This window comes from Ancylothrix sp. D3o (assembly GCF_025370775.1).
In the GTDB taxonomy this organism is placed as follows: domain Bacteria; phylum Cyanobacteriota; class Cyanobacteriia; order Cyanobacteriales; family Oscillatoriaceae; genus Ancylothrix.
The window spans coordinates 92289-110961 of record NZ_JAMXEX010000006.1; the positions used below are offsets into that span (position 1 = coordinate 92289).

Annotated in this window: 18 protein-coding genes, 1 other RNA gene and 1 pseudogene; 4 read left to right on the forward strand and 16 right to left on the reverse strand. The window is 41.5% G+C overall.

Going from position 1 to position 18673, the window contains the following annotated elements:
- Positions 1-61 precede the first annotated feature (61 nt).
- The 5 genes from NG798_RS13305 to NG798_RS13325 form a co-directional block, all read right to left on the reverse strand.
- Entirely contained in the window at positions 62-523 is a 462-nt protein-coding gene (locus NG798_RS13305; protein ID WP_261223523.1) for a hypothetical protein, read from the reverse strand.
- 116 nt (positions 524-639) lie between these two features.
- Positions 640-1050, reverse strand: a complete 411-nt coding sequence (locus NG798_RS13310; RefSeq protein ID WP_261223525.1) for a hypothetical protein — start codon at positions 1048-1050, stop codon at positions 640-642.
- A gap of 138 nt (positions 1051-1188) precedes the next feature.
- Entirely contained in the window at positions 1189-1560 is a 372-nt protein-coding gene (locus NG798_RS13315) for a phasin family protein (protein WP_261223527.1), read from the reverse strand.
- Positions 1561-1663: 103 nt separating this feature from the next.
- Positions 1664-1760: signal recognition particle sRNA small type (gene ffs / locus NG798_RS13320), an RNA gene on the reverse strand.
- A 23-nt stretch (positions 1761-1783) separates the two neighbouring features.
- Positions 1784-2050 (reverse strand): YciI family protein, encoded by a 267-nt coding sequence (locus NG798_RS13325; protein WP_261223529.1) that lies wholly within the window; start codon positions 2048-2050, stop codon positions 1784-1786.
- 126 nt (positions 2051-2176) lie between these two features.
- On the opposite strand from NG798_RS13325, the gene NG798_RS13330 reads away from it, so the two are divergent.
- Positions 2177-2731 carry a 2'-5' RNA ligase family protein gene (locus tag NG798_RS13330; protein WP_261223537.1) on the forward strand — a complete coding sequence of 185 codons (555 nt, stop codon included), beginning with the start codon at positions 2177-2179 and terminating at the stop codon, positions 2729-2731.
- Positions 2732-2735: 4 nt separating this feature from the next.
- Here the strand turns inward: NG798_RS13330 and NG798_RS13335 are convergent, their stop codons facing one another.
- The 10 genes and pseudogenes from NG798_RS13335 to NG798_RS13380 form a co-directional block, all read right to left on the reverse strand.
- Complete coding sequence (locus tag NG798_RS13335; protein ID WP_261223539.1) at positions 2736-3506, reverse strand: hypothetical protein; 771 nt, start codon at positions 3504-3506, stop codon at positions 2736-2738.
- 114 nt (positions 3507-3620) lie between these two features.
- On the reverse strand, positions 3621-4886 hold the full coding sequence (locus NG798_RS13340; RefSeq protein WP_261223542.1) for a ribulose bisphosphate carboxylase small subunit: 1266 nt from the start codon (positions 4884-4886) through the stop codon (positions 3621-3623).
- 265 nt (positions 4887-5151) lie between these two features.
- The gene (locus NG798_RS13345; RefSeq protein WP_261223543.1) at positions 5152-5565 is read right to left on the reverse strand and encodes a hypothetical protein; all 414 of its coding nucleotides are present in this window, start codon (positions 5563-5565) and stop codon (positions 5152-5154) included.
- A gap of 94 nt (positions 5566-5659) precedes the next feature.
- Positions 5660-5863: pseudogene (locus tag NG798_RS28170) on the reverse strand (helix-turn-helix domain-containing protein); the annotation flags it as partial.
- A 248-nt stretch (positions 5864-6111) separates the two neighbouring features.
- Entirely contained in the window at positions 6112-7149 is a 1038-nt protein-coding gene (locus NG798_RS13350) for a hypothetical protein (protein ID WP_261223545.1), read from the reverse strand.
- Positions 7146-8762: a hypothetical protein gene (locus NG798_RS13355; protein ID WP_261223550.1), complete on the reverse strand. Its 1617-nt coding sequence runs from the start codon at positions 8760-8762 to the stop codon at positions 7146-7148. The genes NG798_RS13350 and NG798_RS13355 overlap by 4 nt, the downstream gene beginning before the upstream one ends.
- Entirely contained in the window at positions 8763-9968 is a 1206-nt protein-coding gene (locus NG798_RS28010; RefSeq protein ID WP_317619597.1) for a restriction endonuclease, read from the reverse strand. It lies immediately after the preceding gene.
- A gap of 641 nt (positions 9969-10609) precedes the next feature.
- Positions 10610-10945 (reverse strand): ribulose bisphosphate carboxylase small subunit, encoded by a 336-nt coding sequence (locus NG798_RS13370; RefSeq protein ID WP_261223552.1) that lies wholly within the window; start codon positions 10943-10945, stop codon positions 10610-10612.
- A 63-nt stretch (positions 10946-11008) separates the two neighbouring features.
- On the reverse strand, positions 11009-11416 hold the full coding sequence (locus NG798_RS13375) for a chaperonin family protein RbcX (protein WP_261223554.1): 408 nt from the start codon (positions 11414-11416) through the stop codon (positions 11009-11011).
- 239 nt (positions 11417-11655) lie between these two features.
- Positions 11656-13086 (reverse strand): form I ribulose bisphosphate carboxylase large subunit, encoded by a 1431-nt coding sequence (locus NG798_RS13380; protein WP_261223556.1) that lies wholly within the window; start codon positions 13084-13086, stop codon positions 11656-11658.
- Between the two features lie 306 nt (positions 13087-13392).
- Here NG798_RS13380 and NG798_RS13385 point away from each other — a divergent pair, with 306 nt between their 5' ends.
- The 3 genes from NG798_RS13385 (at position 13393) to NG798_RS13395 (ending at position 17679) form a co-directional block, all read left to right on the forward strand.
- The gene (locus tag NG798_RS13385) at positions 13393-15126 is read left to right on the forward strand and encodes a protein kinase (protein ID WP_261223558.1); all 1734 of its coding nucleotides are present in this window, start codon (positions 13393-13395) and stop codon (positions 15124-15126) included.
- A gap of 186 nt (positions 15127-15312) precedes the next feature.
- Positions 15313-16092, forward strand: coding sequence for a 3-methyl-2-oxobutanoate hydroxymethyltransferase (gene panB, locus NG798_RS13390; RefSeq protein WP_261223561.1), 780 nt, complete (start codon positions 15313-15315; stop codon positions 16090-16092).
- 138 nt (positions 16093-16230) lie between these two features.
- Positions 16231-17679 carry a hypothetical protein gene (locus NG798_RS13395; protein WP_261223563.1) on the forward strand — a complete coding sequence of 483 codons (1449 nt, stop codon included), beginning with the start codon at positions 16231-16233 and terminating at the stop codon, positions 17677-17679.
- 73 nt (positions 17680-17752) lie between these two features.
- On the opposite strand, the gene NG798_RS13400 is transcribed toward NG798_RS13395, so the two are convergent.
- Entirely contained in the window at positions 17753-18409 is a 657-nt protein-coding gene (locus NG798_RS13400; RefSeq protein ID WP_261223565.1) for a class I SAM-dependent methyltransferase, read from the reverse strand.
- Between the last annotated feature and the right edge of the window lie 264 nt (positions 18410-18673).

Consider the following 18673-nt stretch of genomic DNA (forward strand, 5'->3'; position numbering starts at 1 on the left):
TATCAGCGTATTAATGCAATACCCATCGGTTTTAATTGGAGTCTTACTCATAACTACTCTTTTACTTTGATATAACTACACGAGGCCAGTCATTTTGTGGTACAGTTTGCTCTAACCGTTGCCGCCCAGGGCCACTTATATGATAGCTTCCATGAGCCCGTCTTGACACAGATATATGCTGACCATTCATAACAGCATCTTTTTCCAAGATAGTGCGAAGGCGCTCAAGAGCGATGCAGCAAATACCGTCTTTGTGACAGACAAAAGCTAGAAATACAGAAAACCCTGGATACTCATAATGCACCTTATCAAAGGTCAACTCTTCCGTGTTGCTTAAAGTGAAAGACCATGCAGATGTCGGTTTTTTCGACACTTTAAATAAAATAGCAGATTTTTTACCAGAACCTTCTACTAGGTAGACTGACGGATGAATCTCCGATGCGTGCAAGATAGTGATACTTTCTCCTGAGTTAATAAGCCGTAAAAACGCTGCACCGTGTAAGAATTCCTGATCGTTTATCATTAGGGAAAAGAGAGGCTGTTTAAAATCTGTAAATCAATAGTTGACCTAGGCTGATCATAACAAACACCGGCCCCCACGCCACAAAAAAAATGTCTCCAAGTGGAGACATTTTCATATTAATAAGATTGCCAATCAGGACAACTTTCGCCCTCCCAACCAAAAGGGTGCATCCCACAAACCATCAAATTTCCCCCATAAACTTGACCGTGATAATTTTGACAACCCCGACAGGCAGGATTTTTTTGCTCCGTTGGTTCCACATAATGCACAAACAAATCAGCCTGATTAATATCTTCGGCTCTCTCAAACTCCAAATAAACCTCAACCACCGGCTCAACTAACTCATTAAAAAACTGCTCCAAATCAGCAGGAATTGCATTTTCTAACTGCTCAAAAATCTCCTCAGAAGACTGAAGAAACGAATCAATCACCTCGATTGCTCCCTCTGCCATTTCCGTAAAAATTTGCTCGACTTCGTTCGTCGCAACTTCCCATACTTCAATAAAACCTTTTTGCCAATCTTCCATTGCCGTCTCTTTGCTTCAGCAACAACAACCTAAAAATGCCGGCATTTCTTCCTCAAAACAGGACAATTGCCGGCATCCTTCTCTATTCTGATCCCTAACAGGCCGGGTGGACATCCAAGATCACGGATCTTTACACACTCAATCTTTTTGCAACCGGCGCAACTCTTCCTGCAAAGCCTCTACCTGACTTCGCAAAGTATCCGCCTCCTTACCTTCCGCCTTCACCGGCTCCTCATCATCATCCAAAATCTCAATTTTGCGAGGCTCAGCCGGCTTTTGTTGCTGTCCCTGCACCTCAGCCTGTTGCTGCTGAGCCTTACTCACCATATCATCAATAAACTTTCGCGCTTCGTCGGTTGACATCTCGCCGCGTTCCACCATCTCCTCCGCCAATTTTTGCGCTTGAGAGCGGACTTGCGAGAGAGTTGTACCGGCCTTCTCACCGGCAAAAGAAGCCAACCCAACGCCCAAATAAAACGCCTTTTGTACAATATCTCCTAAACCAGGCATCCTAACTTTTGCTCCTAAAACCTATAGTGCTGCGATAATTCCAGCATAGGAGCAAACCCCAAAAATTGCCCACCGCCATCTGCCGGTTTTGGCCGAAAAAAAAAGTGACCCGGAGAACACGCCTATCACAAGCATCCCGTGTTGCTGCTCCCTTCCGGGCCTGACAAGATTTGGGCGTTGAAATCGCATGAATCCGAGTCAATTTCAATATAACATACTTTTTTTATTCCACAACCACACACCACTCAAAAAGATCGTATTTCACGCAACCATTCACCACCAAAGGATCTCGCGCCACGATCTCCTCCGCCTCCTGACGCGACGGCGCCTCAAACAGCAACATCCCCCCACCCCTGCGCGCCCAATAGCCGGTACGCGCTTTGTGACCTTTTTCAATCAACTCTCGCACATATTCTTTGTGCGCCGGCACATATTGGTCAAACGTTGTTTTTTCTACAATTCCCTGTTCAATTTTTGCAAACCAAGGCATGATCGGGTTTTAGATTTTTGATTTTTAATTTTACATTCCTTCACGGTACACGAGTCAAGCTGAAAGGTACTATCATCTCAAAAAGAAAGTCGGGTTAATTTTCCAATCACTGCAAGAAACTGAAAAATGGATAAGTCAAAAAAACTTTTTTTTATTGCCCTTGTTCCACCCCCCGATATTTTTGCTTATGTCAACCATATTAAGCAAGACTTCGCCGCAAACTACAACTCTCGCCGTGCTCTAAACTCCCCTCCCCACATTACCCTACAACCCCCCTTTGAATGGATACCCGAAAACGTGCCGGTACTCCACCAAACCCTGAGAGAATTTGCCGAAATGCGAGAGCCGGTTAACATTCTCCTCTCGGGGTTTGGCGCATTTCCCCCCCGCGTCATTTACGTTAATGTAATTAAAACACCGGCCCTCTTATCCCTCCAATCAGACTTAACCACCCATCTCGAAACCCACCTTAATATCATCGATATCAAATCCAAAAATCGCTCTTTTTCCCCCCATCTCACCGTTGCTTTTAAAGACTTAACCAAACAAAATTTTCAAGCTGCATGGCCGGAATATAAAGACAAAAAACTGCAATTTACTTTTACAGCCTCCCACCTTACCTTATTACAACATGATGGGAGCCGGTGGAATATTGAAAGTGAGTTTCCATTGCTTCGCTAATGTGTTAACGCAACTCCACCCAAGCTTTCTTAACTTCCTCAGACACAATATTGCCATAATATCCTTGTATAATCGGTAAAAACTCATTGTCTTGGGTTTTTCTTAGTGCCGTGTACAGCAGCCCATTATTCCCAAATTCCTTATTTTTGGCCATTTTTACAACATCTTCTCTTGATCTAATATTCAATATCTTTAACGGTTGCATTTCGCCATAAATAAACGAGATAATATCGTATCTCATTTGTGCTGCCAAATCCCAAATAAACGTAGGCTGAAAATTATAAAAACCGTGATCTATCCAGCCGGTAAAAGGAAAAGCGTGCAACATTATCCCCCCTGGTGCTGTTAAATCGTGAACCGTTGCAAAAAACTGAGCCAGATTAAAAATGTGTTCAGAAGTTCCAAAGTTTGCTGTAATATCAAACTGCCTATCCATAATCACCGGATAGTTTAAATCAAACTTATGAGCATTGGGCCCTCCCATATCAATTGCTGTCAGAGATTCGTAGTCTACAAAAAATTCCCAAAATATTTTAGCAAGATCAAAGTTAATCCAAGGATTGTTTTCTTTTTGATCTACAATCTTTATTAACTTTTCTGCCAATTCTGACCGATCATTACTGCTGGAATTTTCAATATCGTGCAAAAGTTGAGCCACCGGCACATCCCCATACCAGTTATTTTCGCCAAATTCTAAAACATGAGGCTTTTCAGGTAATATTTTTGCCTCTTTAAGGTTCGTAAATAAGGCGTATTCTATTTCAGTGATTGCCATTGTTTAACTCCCTTATTTCTTTGCTTTTTTTTTGGGCTAATAACGCCTATAGTAGGGGCTACTCCCTACCAATTATAACAAAGCAGTAGCCCCAGCACTCAGCAGACGAAAAAACTAACTATTGGGCCGGTGAATAATCGTTTCTACAACCCGCCGTTTTGCCTTCGGTTCAATTCCTACCAAGCGGATATAATCGCTACTGTGGTCTTTTAAACAGTGTTGAACTGCCGTAAGTGCTGACTCTTGTTCCTCTGGCGAAAGAGAAGCACAACTTGTCCAAGAATTTGTCCGAAACCGGCGCTCATCTACATATTCTATACCCAACCGATAACCCCGGCTTAAAATCTGCTGCACCTGTTCCATCACTTCTGCACTCACGCCGTTTTTTCCATTCCCGCTAGTATTGGAATTAACAACCGGCTGCTGTGCAATTGGCTGCTGTACAGGGATAGTTTGTGTGGGTGCCGGTGCGTTAACATTTTGGTTTTGATTCGGGTTTCTTAACACCTGATTATACTCTCTTACCAGGCCCATATCCTGAATGCGTTTTTGCTCTTGCACCAGCAAATTACCAAATTCAATTAAACGAGATAAGCTAAAATCTGGCTTCGGAAAATTCGGCGGCCCATCAGAACTATTTACTACTCGTGATGAAACTTTTTCAAAGCCGACTTTATAAAGAAAATCGCGGATTTGTTCATCATAAATTCGCGCTCGCACAGCCCCAAAAAAATCAATTGCTTGGGTGGGGAAAGTCTCGACCATTTGCTCAACTTGACTGCGAGAAATTCCGTCGGGTTCAAAAATTCCCGCTACAATTCCTACTTTATCTTCGCGGTTTGGTTCCCAATAAAATTTTTCCATCCGTCCATCACGGATTAAGGGTTCATAAAGTGTCGAAAAATCATTGCCGGTGACAATAATCGGCACGCGATGTAAAGGTGTAGAATCATAACTACCCGGTAGTTGTACGTTGGTAGGATTGTCGGCAATATTCATCAATGTACCGTTTACCAACTGAGTATTAACAGTATATTGAGTAGTTGAATCAAATCTACCGGCACCGGCATCCAAATCATTAATCATCAACACCACCATTTTGCCGCGAACTTTGATCAGTTCGGCAGCTTCACGGTAGCGCAAACGAATCAGACGCGCCGGATCGCCGGCATCAGGACTTTCTAATTCACCGGCAGTCATGTGGACAACTTCAATGCCCATTTTTTCGTAAATTAATTCGCATTGAAAAGATTTACCCTCTCCTTTGCGTCCGTGAATACCCAAAATGAGAGGAACTCTAACCCCCGGCAGATCGAGGAAGTTTTTGGTAATGTGGATTGCTAGTTTATCGAGAAAACGGGGGGAAATGTAATATGCCATTGTTGTGCTAGTTTAGGAGCGCTTGTTTTACCCTTATAGTTAAAATTTTATGACAAAAGGGTTGGTTTTGAATATTTTTTTAAACATCGTTGTTTTTCTGATAGTTGAAGCCGTCATTATGAGGTCTATTAGCTAATTTATATATTTTTCAAGTTTGTTTAAGGATAACTAATTTTGGTAGGGATTATCAGCCTCAATTATTAACATTAATCAAAGCGAATTTTAGAGTTTTAAGCAGGGGTTTTTAGAGATGCGAAACTGGTGTTTATTTTGGATTTATGCCACAATTTCCTCTAGCCCATCCCCACTCTTCAACACCCACAGAAATTTGTGCCCCAGGCTTAATATTGCCTTTGGAAAGATCCACCAGTGTTACTGCCGTCGCCGCCTGGAAATTTCCCCGATAGATCGGTTGACCTTTGCTGTTTTCTCTGTCGTATTTTAACGTAGAAACTTGCGGCGGTTGACCGGCCCGTTTCCAGCTTATTTGCGTAAACCGGCCATTCACATATTGCGCCGTATAAACCCAGCCATTTCTCATAGTGCCGGTGCAAGTAAAAGTTTGTGCTGCCTGAACCGGCCCCACCGGCAACAACGCTTGTAAACTCAGTAATATAGTTACATTTAAACCCAGGACACCGGCTTTTTTGCAAATTGTTGTCTTCAAAATATTTAACATATACAAAATTGCTGTTTTGTTGTTTCAAACAAGCTAGTGGCGCAGGCGTCCCGCCTGCGATTCCCGCTGCGCCAGAGGCAATCGAATCAACCCCCCTTTCATTATATTTCTTGATGATCCTACGGGCATAATCATAATTTAAACCGACCGAAGCAGCACTCTCTTTAACTGTCCATCCTAAAGCCACTTTCCATAGTAGATGCCAACGTCTAGCTTCGACCATATCTTTAGCTTTTCGGTATCGATTTTTTAGTTCTGCCTCATTCAGGTGGGGGACTAGCTCAAGTTTTCTTGGCATGGCTGCTATGGAGCGTATTTTTGTTTGATTATAACATACTCTTGCCAGCCGGATTTAGTATGACTATAAAAGTTTAGTTCAGTTGAAAAATGTTGCGGATTTGTTTACACATAAACAATGGACAACTAAGGAAGCTATTTATATGGCTAAAACTAAATTCCGTAAGTCTTATTTACCAGGGAAACCAGAATCTGTTAATAAATTTGGCAATGTCTTATAAAGAGTTAGGCTTGTTCCTTGACCAAAAATTATAATAGCTCCGTCAAGTGCATCTCACCATTTACAAATTCAAATTGCACAACTCGCCTTGTCTTATTATTGCCTGTAAATTGTACGAAACTATTGTAAATTCTGCTATCATCTCCATTATCAATAAAAACTGTGAATGCTACTTTTTCTTTTTTCTCTCGATCCTTATAAAAATTCACTAAGACGGTGTGTTTTCCTTTGGGTATTTGTTCCCAAGTTACGTTTTCTTGTGGATTACTTACAGAGTTTTCATTGGCATTTGCGTCAATATCTAATTTTCCAATTATTCCTTGATACTCAACTGTCTTATTTTGATAATCTATTCTACCTCCTTCGGTACTAATTTGTAAATCCAAGTCATCAGTTGTATTCCAAGAAAGATTGACACGAAATTTTCCAGCGTTACCTTGTAATTTTTGCTGGCTTAAACTTACAAGCCTATCTAATTCTGTTTTTATCTTATCTTTTTGATTTTGCGGTGCGGTGATGTATGCTCGATGCTTTGCTCCTACTAATTCGTCAATTAATTTATTCCTTCTTTCTTCCGCTGTTTCTGAAACTTTCAATGTTTTTGTCTCAGTCTGATTTAGTTGGGGAATGTTTTTGATAAATTGTATAACTTCTTGTAAATCCAGATAAATAAAATATAGGATAGGCGCATCTCCTAGCCTCAATTCTCCGTATTTGACACCCCTTTCTTCTTTAAAGTCTGTTAAGTCTTGGTCAAAAGAAACAACATATCTGGGCTTGAAATTTATCGTCCCATCATCATTTTTACTTATTACATTCATCACTTCTTTGTAAACATAGGATTTTACATAGCTTTCTTGGGTATCCTTTTGTGAAAACTCAATTTCAGTTTTAATTTTATCAGGATCTAACTCTTCATAATAATCAATTCCTCCTTTATCTATAAAAAAATCCTTTAAAATTGGATAAATAAACTCTTCATTCACTATTTGCCGAACTTGTGGATCTAGTGAAACAACAGGATTAAAACGACTGATAACGCTAAGGGCCGAATCATGCTTTATCATACTATTACTTGCTTAATATAAAAATCTTGAATTGTTTTGAAATTAATTTTTACCAGTTGAATTTTGCTTTGATTGAAGTGAAGATTACTTACTGTGTGTAACTCTTCCAACACTAACGGGTCATTGGAGAAATAAGGTATCCAAAACTCACTTTCAGTTTTTTCCTTCCAATTCTGCTGTACTGTCCATTCATAGATTAACTGTTTCTGTATATCATCTTTTACTTTATTTTCGCCTTTTTTATCAATATAGTTTGGTGAGTACCTTTCATAATCCAAAATCCTCATATACTTGTAGTCAACAATTTTGACAGAGGAGGATGAAGCCTGAAAAGCTTGCATTAAAAGATTTTTAAATAATTCTAAATTTTCATTAGACATACATCTAGGTCGGATAGAACCTATAGTTGAATTATGTTCTTCAGGTCGTGAAAGTTTTAGATACTGAGCATAGATTTTTGGATGGTTTATTTTAAAACTATAAAGGTTTGGTAGTAACTTAACTCTAAAAACCGATTGTCTACCTGGTAAATCTATTAGCTCAGTTTTATAAACATTTTCTATTTGGTATTTTTCTTTCGCCTTCAATACTAAATCAGGCCGCAAAGAACGTACTCTTGGCAAATTATTCAATTTTAATTCAAATGGATTAATAGGATATTCATTGATTAATTGTTTAAGCCTTCCTTCAACATCCGCAAAGATTGCTCTTTCTTTATATTCAGGTGTATTGAGTACATAAGTTTGGCACATATCCTCCCATATATCATAGAAACTGCTAAAACCCCAGTAAATACCTTTATTATCTTCTTGTCGCTGTCCGTATAAAAACGCCTCTACTGCTTCAAAAAAATGCCAATAATCATCATCTTTATAGGCTGTTTTAGTGTCAATATCTTCTAGGGTTTCCCTCAAAATATCTAAAGTTTCGGCAAATGTATCTTCGCCAAATAAACTACTGTCAGGTTGCAAATAGTTTTCTTTAAACTCCTCGGCAAGCTCGGCAGCCCTATCGGAAATATGTTCTAGTTCTTCCAACTCTGTTTTGATTTCGGTGTAAATAAAACAAAAAAGTTGTAAAATTGGCGGACTTTCTTTGACTAAGATATTTTTAGCAATATTCATTTCGTCAATATAAATCACATCCTTATCAAGATAGATAGCTTGGTGCATATACCGATGAATCTTTGAGTAGTCAATTTCGGGGCTTCTCCTTTGTCTTTTTTCTAAAGACGAAATTCGCAATTCATCGTAACCCTCAAGTATTTTATCTAAAGAATTGAGTTTGCCATAAAAAACTACCTGTTCATTATTTTCATTGATAAAACTAAATCCGTTTTCATTTTCAATAATTCCGTCTCGATTAATGGTTATGTCTTTGCTCTCCATATAATTCTGTTTTCTTTGCAGATACGTTTTGAAGGTTCGGTACATCTTGAAGAAGAAACCTTTGACTAGGTTAAAATCTGTATGATCAAAATCATCAAATCCTAACGGCAGCCAAAACTCTAAGCGATCAGTTTGCTGATTTCTCTGAAGACCGACGAACGAATAGCTACTGTAGCCACGTTGTTGATCGGTTTTAATGATATCTATATTACTGAGGTCAAACATTTACAGAGCCATTATTTTTTTAACAAATTTTTGAACGATATCTTTTTGGGTAAATTGTCCAAATGTAACTAAATCTCTTTCAGTCATTCCCAAAAGTTCAGTCAAAGGCTTACGATTGTTACTAAAAACAGTATCCCAGATAAAGAACATCAATTTATTTTTGATGTGTTCTTCTGTTATAGTTTCTTCATTAATAAAAAAGTAACCAATCTGTTTGTCCTCAATTTTTCTAACTGTCTTGTAATGACTGCGGATGAATTCATTTAACTTATCAACAAAATCATTCCATGCACAAGTATCATTGTTGTAAAGTTTTACTCTTCTGCTCGATACTACGTTTCTTTGTCCATCATCCTCAATATTTACAAACTCCCAATCCCAACGACGTTTAAAGGCACTATCCATAAAATAGATTGAGTTGTCAGAAGTATTCATGGTAGCCAAAATAGATAAATTTGGCGGAAGTTTTATTTTGTTATCTAGCAAACTAACTTTTTCATCTTCTTCTAAGTCATCAAAAACCAATTCCAGAGCCTTATTATATTCGTCTTGCTTACACTCTTTTCCTTGAGATTTGTATTTCTTTTCTGAAGATCCACTCTCCGTTGTATAGAAGGTTGAAAAACCTGCTTCTTTTAAAAGTCCAATAGTTTCAATATCAGAAATGGTAATCGGATACTCTGACCACCCATTTTTAGCTCTATCAAGTAATTGGAATACCGTACCAAATATAGCTGCGGAATTCCCCCTATTTAATTCATCAATTACTAATACAACATTGTTGGGGGTTGGTTTTTCAACCAAGTCATATAATCTATCTAGTTCCTTTTCTTGACTTGGGTTCAATTTAGCACCTGATGCTAATTCATCAACAGTTCTTAGCTTCAGCCTGTATTCATCTTTTACCTTGTTTTTTGCTGACTCATAATCTCGATGAGCGCTTATGATGTTTGTATAAGATATTCCAAGGGCTTTCAAAAAATGTCCTGTATAGAATCTGTATGAGACTTTCTGATTATCATCGGTAAGTGGCATTAATTTACCCATGAAATCACCATAGGTGTATTCTGGGTGAAAGACAGTTGTAATAATATTTGACTGGTCAGTTATATTTAACTGCCCAGGAATTATTTTACTTTTAACCCTATAACTTTTTCCGGTTCCAGGGCTTCCGAAAAGAATCTTTTGAATGGGTCTATTGGACATAAGGTTTAATCGTTTTTTGGGAAATCGATAAGGTGATCGATAAGTGAGCAAGTTAAGAAAGTTATTTGTCTGTAAGCCTGAATAAATTTGAATTTCTTCAGAATTATTGACAAGAGTGAGCCTTGTCAATGGGTGTCATTCTAAATTGGGGTTATTCTCTAATGCTCACTACTGCCATCTTACAAGTTAAATTTAGCACATCCACATCATACAATAATATAGTGAGTTGGCAAATGCTGAGAGTAGGTTGTTTAGGTACACCGATAAAAGCCACTCGCCTCAAGCCGCAATAATCAACGAGCCAACACTCAAGAATCCCTAGAAGGGCGTATTATTCCACTTTTAGTATTAATTGAAAGTACAATCTTAACTCGTCAACCCCCGTCTTTTGAGTTCTGCAACCAGCAATGGATGTGCCTCTAAATTCGGCAGGACTTACGCAAATTATGACAATCAGCACTACTTGTACGCGCAATCGCGCTGGTTTCCCCTGAGCCTGCCGAAGGGTGGTTGTCCCTATATTGGTCGTCTCTGCGTAAGTCCTGCAATTAAAAATCAAATTTTATCTAAAAAAAAAGCCCGCACCGGCGGGCCTTATATTTGTAGCCCTATATTTCAAGGAGCTACAAACGGCGATTAAATTAATAACCGCGAGTATTGGGTTTGTGAACGATAAAGCTCAAAACTTGGCACTGCTTCACGTTGTCAAAAGCAACAACGCGGATATAGCAGTTGGGGTATTCACTGCGGCACTGTTGAACTTCGTTCAAAACTTCGTTGGTGCTGCGGGCGCTAAACAAAGGCAACTTCCACATTGTCCAGTAGTAAACAGTCGGTTCAGAATTTTCGTTGAACTCAACGGCGGGGAAATAGCCATTATCCAAAACATACTGGATTTGTTTGGCAATTTGAGCATCAGTAAGCGGGGGCAAATAGGAAAGAGTTTCGTAACGGCGCTCTTTGGGTAGGGTCTTCATGTCTTCCTCAGTGTCTTGCAGAACTATCGACGATTTTGGTAATTGCTAATGCTTAATTAGCCCCTAAGTGGATAAATTATCCAAATTAGGTTGACTTGCTTCCTGTTCGGGGTGTGATGCCGTCTCAGGTAAATTTAACTGCGTCATGCGTTCCAGATGATGCCGGCGGTGCTGCATATTTCCTTCCTGAATGCCGGTGCGAACCATCTCCGGTAAGGAGTCCATCACTTCCTGTGCGAGATGTTCTCTCACAGTCAATAAGCGAATTGCCAAATCTGGCTTTTCCTGAAATAACTCTTTCAAGTAGGCTTCACCATCTTGAATTTTGGCTTGCGAGGAAAACCTTTGCAGCCAATAAGCCAAGGGAGGATTCGTTTCATCAAGTTGAGCTAATACAGTCCGCATCGCTTGATAAGTCAGGTAACTCATCAGCACCTTAGCGCTATCTTTGGCGATTTGTTTTATATCCATATTGGTTGTGATTTTTGATATTGCGGTTATGTTCTTTTACCAAAATGTTATGCAAGCGACAGCCGAAACGCCTCTTGCTTTAGGTACAACAACTTAGCCGCTTTCCCTTGGCTAAACAGCATTGGGAATTACTTTTTTACTACAACCTGTAGGATTTCGCCAAAGACTGGCCTCTGGAAGAGTCATTAGTCTTTTGTCCCATGACTCTTGACTAATGACCCATGACTAATGAGCAGTCATCAGACGGTATCCATTGCCTCGAATTCAAACTTGATTTCTTTCCAGAGTTCGCAAGCTGCGGCCAATTCAGGAGACCACTTGCAAGCTTCGCGGATAACGTCGTTGCCTTCACGGGCCAAGTTGCGGCCTTCGTTACGAGCTTGGATACAAGCTTCCAAAGCAACGCGGTTTGCAGTTGCACCAGGAGCATTACCCCAGGGGTGGCCCAAGGTACCGCCACCGAATTGCAGCACGGAGTCATCACCGAAGATTTCCACCAATGCCGGCATATGCCAAACGTGGATACCACCGGAAGCAACGGCCATAACACCAGGCATAGAAGCCCAGTCTTGGGTGAAGTAGATACCGCGAGACTTGTCTTGTTCGACATAGTTTTCACGGAGCAAGTCTACGAAGCCCATAGTAATGCCGCGTTCGCCTTCGAGTTTACCCACAACGGTACCGGTGTGGATGTGGTCGCCACCAGACATCCGCAGGGTTTTGGCTAATACGCGGAAGTGGATACCGTGATTTTTCTGACGGTCGATCACGGCGTGCATAGCGCGGTGGATGTGGAGCAACACACCGTTATCGCGGCACCAGCGAGACAAGGTTGTGTTGGCGGTGAAACCGGCAGTCAGGTAGTCGTGCATGATGATCGGCATTTCGAGTTCTTTGGCGAACTCGGCGCGTTTCATCATTTCTTCGCAGGTAGGAGCGGTTACGTTGAGGTAGTGACCTTTGATTTCGCCGGTTTCAGCTTGAGATTTCTTGATCGCATCTGCTACGAACAAGAAACGGTCGCGCCAGCGTTGGAAAGGCTGAGAGTTAATGTTTTCGTCGTCTTTGGTGAAGTCCAAACCACCGCGCAAGCATTCATACACAGCGCGTCCATAGTTTTTAGCAGACAAACCGAGTTTCGGTTTGATGGTGCAACCCAGCAAGGGACGACCGTATTTGTTTAATTTATCGCGTTCTACTTGGATACCATGCGGCGGGCCTTGGAATGTTTTCAGGTAAGCAACGGGAATCCGTAAATCTTCCAACCGGAGGGCGCGCAGGGCTTTGAAACCGAATACGTTACCTACGATGGAGGTTAACATATTGGTAACGGAGCCTTCTTCAAACAGATCCAAAGGATAGGCGATGTAGCAAATATACTGGTTATCTTCGTTGGGGACGGGTTCGATGTCGTAGCAACGACCTTTGTATCGATCCAAGTCGGTCAGCAAGTCTGTCCACACGGTTGTCCAGGTGCCGGTGGAAGATTCAGCGGCCACAGCAGCGCCGGCTTCTTCGGGGGGAACTCCAGGCTGAGGGGTGACGCGGAAAGCTGCCAGAATATCAGTATCTTTGGGTGTGTAATCTGGTGTGTAATATGTCAGTCGGTAGTCTTTTACACCGGCTTTGTAGCCAGTTTTTGTCTGCGTCTGCGTTGAAGCGTAAGTCATAACCCCTTCCTAAATCGTCGATTCAGCAGCTTGTTTTGGTCAAGCTCATTACACTATATCAGGGATCAAATAAGTTATTCTTCAAATCTTTTTCATCGGGTGATAATTTTTGTTTATCTTTTTTGCGAATTCTTAAGATTTTGTTACTACCTAAAAACTTGAGCATAAATACTCTTGTCATGGTTAAGAGTGGTGTGCGTTTAAACAATTGCAAGTCGGCAGTCGCCCGTACCCACGTCCCCTTTAGCCGCTACAATGAGCCAAAATACAGACTTGCGCTTACTGCACACCGTTTTTTGAGTTATTGTGCCTCAGTCTTTTTCCCTGACTTCTGTTCACTGTATTAATCCTGAGTGCCCCCGTCCGTCTTCTCAACGTTGGGGTAATCGGTTTTGCCAAAGTTGCGGTACGTCATTGCAGCTAAAGGATCGCTATGTTCCTTTGCAACAGTTGGGAAGTGGGGGGTTTGCGGTGACTTATACGGTTTTTGATCTCCAGTCTCAAACGGAACGGGTACTTAAGGTTTTGCTTGAGTCTTCTGATCAGGCTTTAAGGTTGTTTGAGCAAGAGGCGCAGGTTTTGGCAAGTTTGCGCCATGCGGGGATACCAAGGGTTGAGGCTGATAGTTATTTTGGGGTGCAGGTTGTTAATCCGAGCCGCAGGGTTCTGCCTTGTTTGGTGATGGAAAAAATTAATGGTCAAACCCTTGAGGAAATTTTAGAGCGTTATCCGCAGGGGTGTCCTGAAGCTTTGGCGGTGGGTTGGCTTTATCAGGCTGTGGATATTTTACAGCTACTCCACCGGCGCGGGATTATCCACCGCGACCTCAAACCGGCCAATTTAATGTTACGTCGGGAAACTCAGCAGTTGGTGGCGATTGATTTTGGCGGGGTCAAACAAATTGCTACTCATTTATATAAAGGTACAAAGCAAGGCGTTAATATCTCAACTCGTTTGGTTTCTCCGGGTTATAGTCCTCCTGAACAAATAGCGGGGGGTGTGGTTGGCCCACCGGCTGATTTTTATGCTCTGGCTCGGACGTTTATTCATTTGCTGACCGGTCGCTATCCGGGGGATTTGGATGATCCCCATACTCTGGTTTGTCGGTGGCGTCCTCATGCACAGGTTAATCCTGCTTTGGCGGATCTTTTGGATGAGATGATTTCACCGGCCCCGGAAAACCGACCGGCTTCTGCTGGGGAATTGTTGGGGCGTTTGGCAAAAATTTCGCGCCGGCGCAAGCGTGTTGCTAAAGCACTTCGCAGTTTTGATGTAGTTTTATCTATTTTGAGGTTAATTTTTAAGCCGTTTGTTTTGGTTGCGGAAGTTTTTTATAAATTGCTGGCCGGTTTAACTAAAAACTTTTGGCGAATTTTAACTTATAGCTTTCAGGCTCTTTTAGATACGTTGTTGGGAATGATCATGGCCGGTTTGGGAGGAGGTATTGGGGCGGGAATGGGGTGTTGGTTGGTTTATGGGGTGCCGGTGGGGAGAAAGTTTGCTGCTTGGCTATCAACACAATCGGGTTTAATTGAAAGTGGGATGGTAATTGAACCGGCGCTTTTTCTGTTTGCTTTGGCCGGTTTTGGCACAGCTTTAGGTTTAACAGAGTCGGGCAGTTTTTCTCAAAAAAGACAATTTTGGCGGGCCGGTTTTCTTGGTATTTTGGGTTATATTGTGGGATGGTTGTTCGCGCAGACTATTCCACCGTCATCGGCACAAATTTTAAATCAGTTTATGGGATTTTCTGCGATTGGGATTGCTTTGCTGACCTTGGGTTTAGGTTTGCCAAAGCATCATTTATTGCTGGGGTCTTTGGCTGCTATGGGAACGGCGGTTTTTGTAGCTGTTTTCCTGGCTGTTTTTCCTTTAGAGTTAAGTTTTTTGTTTAACTCAAATGCTGTGGCGGGTAAGTTGGGGTGGCAAGAATTTTCGGCGTGCGTGATCTTTTTTGCTTTTTTGGGAAGTAGTGGTACTTTTTGCTTGGGTTGGGTTTATTATGTGTTGATTCCTGTCTTAAGATTTTTGGGATTTCGGTAATTTTTTGCTTGGGAATATTTATGGCTGGGAGGCTAAGCTTTTGTTTTAAATAAAGCAGGTAGCAAAGCTAACTCTGAGGAAGACGGAGGCAGGTTCTCTGTCTTGCAAGGCTTGAAAATAACTTGACAATATGAGCATTTTATGCTAATAATATTTGCTTAAGTTAATAAGGATAATCAGTGAAATATGGTGGTTACTATCCAACAATTAATGCAGTGGAAACAGCAAAATCGTCCTATTGTGGCGTTGACTGCTTGGGATTTTTTGTTTGCTGAGTTGTTGGATAAGGCGGGGGTAGATTTGATTTTGGTGGGGGATTCTTTGGCGATGGTGGCGTTGGGTATGGAAACGACGCTGCCTTTAACTATGGATGCAGTAATTCATCATGCACAGGCGGTAAAGCGGGCTGTGAAAAAGGCTTTACTGGTGGTGGATTTGCCGTTTATGAGTTATCAGGAATCTCCGCAGCAAGCTTTGCAAAATGCGGGACGAATTTTGAAGGAAACGGGGGCAAATGGGGTTAAGTTGGAGGGGGGTTATCCGGTGATGGCGGAGACTGTGGAACGTTTGGTTTTGGCGGGGATTCCTGTTTTGGGTCATTTGGGTTTAACGCCGCAATCTGTTCATCAGGTTGGTTATCGTCAACAGGGTAAAACAAAGGAGGCTGGGGAACGGATTTTAAGGGAGGCTTTGGCTTTGCAAGCGGCGGGTGCTTTTGCTATTGTTTTAGAGCATATTCCGGCAGAGTTGGCGAAGGAAATTACGGCGCAGCTTGTTATTCCTACTATTGGTATTGGGGCGGGAAGTTTTTGTGATGGGCAAATTTTGGTGACTGCTGATTTGTTGGGTTTTTCTAACCGGCAGCCTCCTTTTGTTAAGTTATATGCAAATTTGCAAGAGACGATTGGGCAAGCTTTGCAGGAATATTGCAGGGAAGTGAGAGAGGGGAAGTTTCCTGAATCTTAAGCCGTTGTTTGGCCCACCATTATAAGCCGATGGGCAAAGCCTAGGGGTTAAATTTTTCATCCTTTAGGATTAGGTCAAATTGGGCTAAAAACAGGCAAGATCAAGTGAGAAATATCTGGTCTACGGCCTATAAAAGTTATGCAACGGCTGTCTTTAAATCTACATTCTAATTCTCAAACTTCTGAAATTTTGCATCCGGTTTCTAGGTGGGCAAAATTTAGTGCATTGGTTGCGTTGATAAATTTAGTTTTAGTTTTGTTCAATACAAGCTATATTCCTCTGCGTAATTTTTATGTGCGTCAGTTTCCTCAGTTGGTGGCTGTGTATGATCCTCTTAAAGGTATTAAACCGCACCCTGTTACTCAAAAATATCTGAGGACTGTGGATGAACTGGGGGCGCAGGTGTCGCAAACCGGCCTGGAAAATTCCCAAACTCAACAACTTTTGCAAACTCTGCGAAGGGAAAGCGAAATTTTAATGGATGAAAATCCTTTTTCTGGGGGTTTGGGTTCAGAAACTTTTGCTCAGGTTCAACAGCGCATTTCTGCTCATGTTGGCAATATTTCGGCAAAACAAGCTTTTGAGCAGTTTTGGAGTGTGGAACGTTTGAAACAAGCCGGTTTGCAATCGGAACTGGTTTTTTTTAATTCCCAAATTCGGCCTTTGATTTTACCAAATTATTCTCGGAGTCTCAATCAATATGGGTATCCGATAGATAATTTTTGGATGATTGATAGTTTTTTTATTGGTTTTTTTGGCTTGGAGTTTTTGATTGGGACGTATTGGCTTTCGCGCAGGCTTTCGGTGAAAACTTGGCTGGATGCGATGATAAGGCGCTGGTATGATGTGTTTTTGGTTTTGCCTTTTTTGCGGCCTTTGCGGGTGATTTCTGTGGGGGTTCGTTTGCATCAAGCTGGTTTGTTGAAGTTTGACCGATTTTTGGTTCAAGCGTCTCACGAACCGGCGGCGCCTTTGGCGGATCAAATGACGGATTTGGTGATTATTCGGATTATTAATAAGCTGCAAAATGCGATTCGCAATGGTGATGCGGCGCGGTTTTTACTTGAGCCTAAACCTTTGGTGACGGTGAATAATGTTGATGAGGTGGAGGCGATTACTGACCGGCTAATGCAGGTTACTATCAGTAAAGTTTTGCCAAAGGTGCAGCCAAATTTGGAGGCGCTGATGCACCACAGTATTGAAAGTGCTTTTAAACAGTCGAATCTTTATCAAGGTTTGCAAAAAATACCGGCTTTGGGTGTTTTGCCAAGGGAGGTGATCGAACAAACTGCAAATTATCTGGCGGGTGCGGCGGTGGATGTGGTGGCTAGTTCTTATTCTGATACGCAGGCTAAGCAAATTTTAGACCAATTAACGCGAGATTTTAGTGCGGAATTGCGCCGGCAGTTGCGGGATACGAAAACGCTTTCTGAAATTGAAAATTTGCTTTCTGATTGGTTGGAGGAGTTGAAGTTAAATTATTTGGTTCATTCGGGTGTTAGTGACACGGAGGATAGTTTGGCGGAAGCTGAGGTTTTGCGACAAGTTGATGAAAACCAGACCGATTCTTTACCGACGATATCATAGCTACAAAGCCGGTTTCTAAAACAAAGCAGCTTTGTAGAAATTGTTTGTTTACCTTCGCTGAGTCGAAATTGTTTTAAATTTTTCGTTCTGCTGTCCAGTGCCGGTCTGAAGATTGATAAACTTTGATGTTTTCTAAACCGGCTTTTTCTATCATTTGCTGCACTTCTTCGAGGGTAAATGCGGCGTGGAGTGAGTCGCAAAAGAGTTGTTTTTGATGTTCGTTACAGTCGCCGGCATATTGTTTTACTAAAGAGTCTACAATTTGGCTAGATGCCGGTCTTAATAAGTCTCTGAGGAAAATAGCGCCGGCGGGTTTTAATACTCGTTTGATTTCGCATAAAAATGGTAAGGGATCGCTAAGGTGGTGGACGATGCTGTTAGAAATTACTAGGTCAAAATGGGCATCGGGATAGGGCATTTTTTTGGCATCGATTAATTGGAGGTTAATTTGGGATTCTAAACCGGCCTTCTCGATGTTTTCTGCTCCTATTTTTAGCATATTTTCTGATAAGTCTATGCAGGTAATTTGCCAATTTGGGCGCATTTGGGCGATAAAGATGGGTATGCGGGCGGTGCCGGTGCCGGCGTCTAATATTGTTGCTGGTGCCGGTGGTGCAAGTTGGATTACGCTTTCGGCAAAGGCACGATTGACTTGTGTAAAATCCATTGCATCATATTCAATGGCTTCTTGCCAAGTGTCCATGACTTCGGGTTCTAATATTCGCTGCATAATGCTTTAGTAATAAGGGCTGTAAATATTTTATAACTTTATTGCCTGATGATAAAGTTATCTAAATTTTTAAGCGGCGATATAATGGTGATGGCTTCTGATGAGCAAAGTGTGATTTTATGGGATTTTAAATGTATTTTAAAGTTACATTTGTTTGAGGCCGGTTGTCATTGAGCGGGGGATTATTTGCAAACAAATTCTGAGGTTTCTGAGAGTGAGCGTTGGTTGTGCTACCGATAATTGTTCATTGTTTCTTGCTTTTTA

What these genes read in the sequence shown, in the direction of transcription:
- NG798_RS13305 (WP_261223523.1), bottom strand. Translation starts at nt 523, where the DNA reads ATGATAAACGATCAGGAATTCTTACACGGTGCAGCGTTTTTACGGCTT.
- NG798_RS13310 (WP_261223525.1), bottom strand. Translation starts at nt 1,050, where the DNA reads ATGGAAGATTGGCAAAAAGGTTTTATTGAAGTATGGGAAGTTGCGACG.
- NG798_RS13315 (WP_261223527.1), bottom strand. Translation starts at nt 1,560, where the DNA reads ATGCCTGGTTTAGGAGATATTGTACAAAAGGCGTTTTATTTGGGCGTT.
- NG798_RS13325 (WP_261223529.1), bottom strand. Translation starts at nt 2,050, where the DNA reads ATGCCTTGGTTTGCAAAAATTGAACAGGGAATTGTAGAAAAAACAACG.
- NG798_RS13330 (WP_261223537.1), top strand. Translation starts at nt 2,177, where the DNA reads ATGGATAAGTCAAAAAAACTTTTTTTTATTGCCCTTGTTCCACCCCCC.
- NG798_RS13335 (WP_261223539.1), bottom strand. Translation starts at nt 3,506, where the DNA reads ATGGCAATCACTGAAATAGAATACGCCTTATTTACGAACCTTAAAGAG.
- NG798_RS13340 (WP_261223542.1), bottom strand. Translation starts at nt 4,886, where the DNA reads ATGGCATATTACATTTCCCCCCGTTTTCTCGATAAACTAGCAATCCAC.
- NG798_RS13345 (WP_261223543.1), bottom strand. Translation starts at nt 5,565, where the DNA reads ATGTTAAATATTTTGAAGACAACAATTTGCAAAAAAGCCGGTGTCCTG.
- NG798_RS13350 (WP_261223545.1), bottom strand. Translation starts at nt 7,149, where the DNA reads ATGATAAAGCATGATTCGGCCCTTAGCGTTATCAGTCGTTTTAATCCT.
- NG798_RS13355 (WP_261223550.1), bottom strand. Translation starts at nt 8,762, where the DNA reads ATGTTTGACCTCAGTAATATAGATATCATTAAAACCGATCAACAACGT.
- NG798_RS28010 (WP_317619597.1), bottom strand. Translation starts at nt 9,968, where the DNA reads ATGTCCAATAGACCCATTCAAAAGATTCTTTTCGGAAGCCCTGGAACC.
- NG798_RS13370 (WP_261223552.1), bottom strand. Translation starts at nt 10,945, where the DNA reads ATGAAGACCCTACCCAAAGAGCGCCGTTACGAAACTCTTTCCTATTTG.
- NG798_RS13375 (WP_261223554.1), bottom strand. Translation starts at nt 11,416, where the DNA reads ATGGATATAAAACAAATCGCCAAAGATAGCGCTAAGGTGCTGATGAGT.
- NG798_RS13380 (WP_261223556.1), bottom strand. Translation starts at nt 13,086, where the DNA reads ATGACTTACGCTTCAACGCAGACGCAGACAAAAACTGGCTACAAAGCC.
- panB (WP_261223561.1), top strand. Translation starts at nt 15,313, where the DNA reads ATGGTGGTTACTATCCAACAATTAATGCAGTGGAAACAGCAAAATCGT.
- NG798_RS13395 (WP_261223563.1), top strand. Translation starts at nt 16,231, where the DNA reads ATGCAACGGCTGTCTTTAAATCTACATTCTAATTCTCAAACTTCTGAA.
- NG798_RS13400 (WP_261223565.1), bottom strand. Translation starts at nt 18,409, where the DNA reads ATGCAGCGAATATTAGAACCCGAAGTCATGGACACTTGGCAAGAAGCC.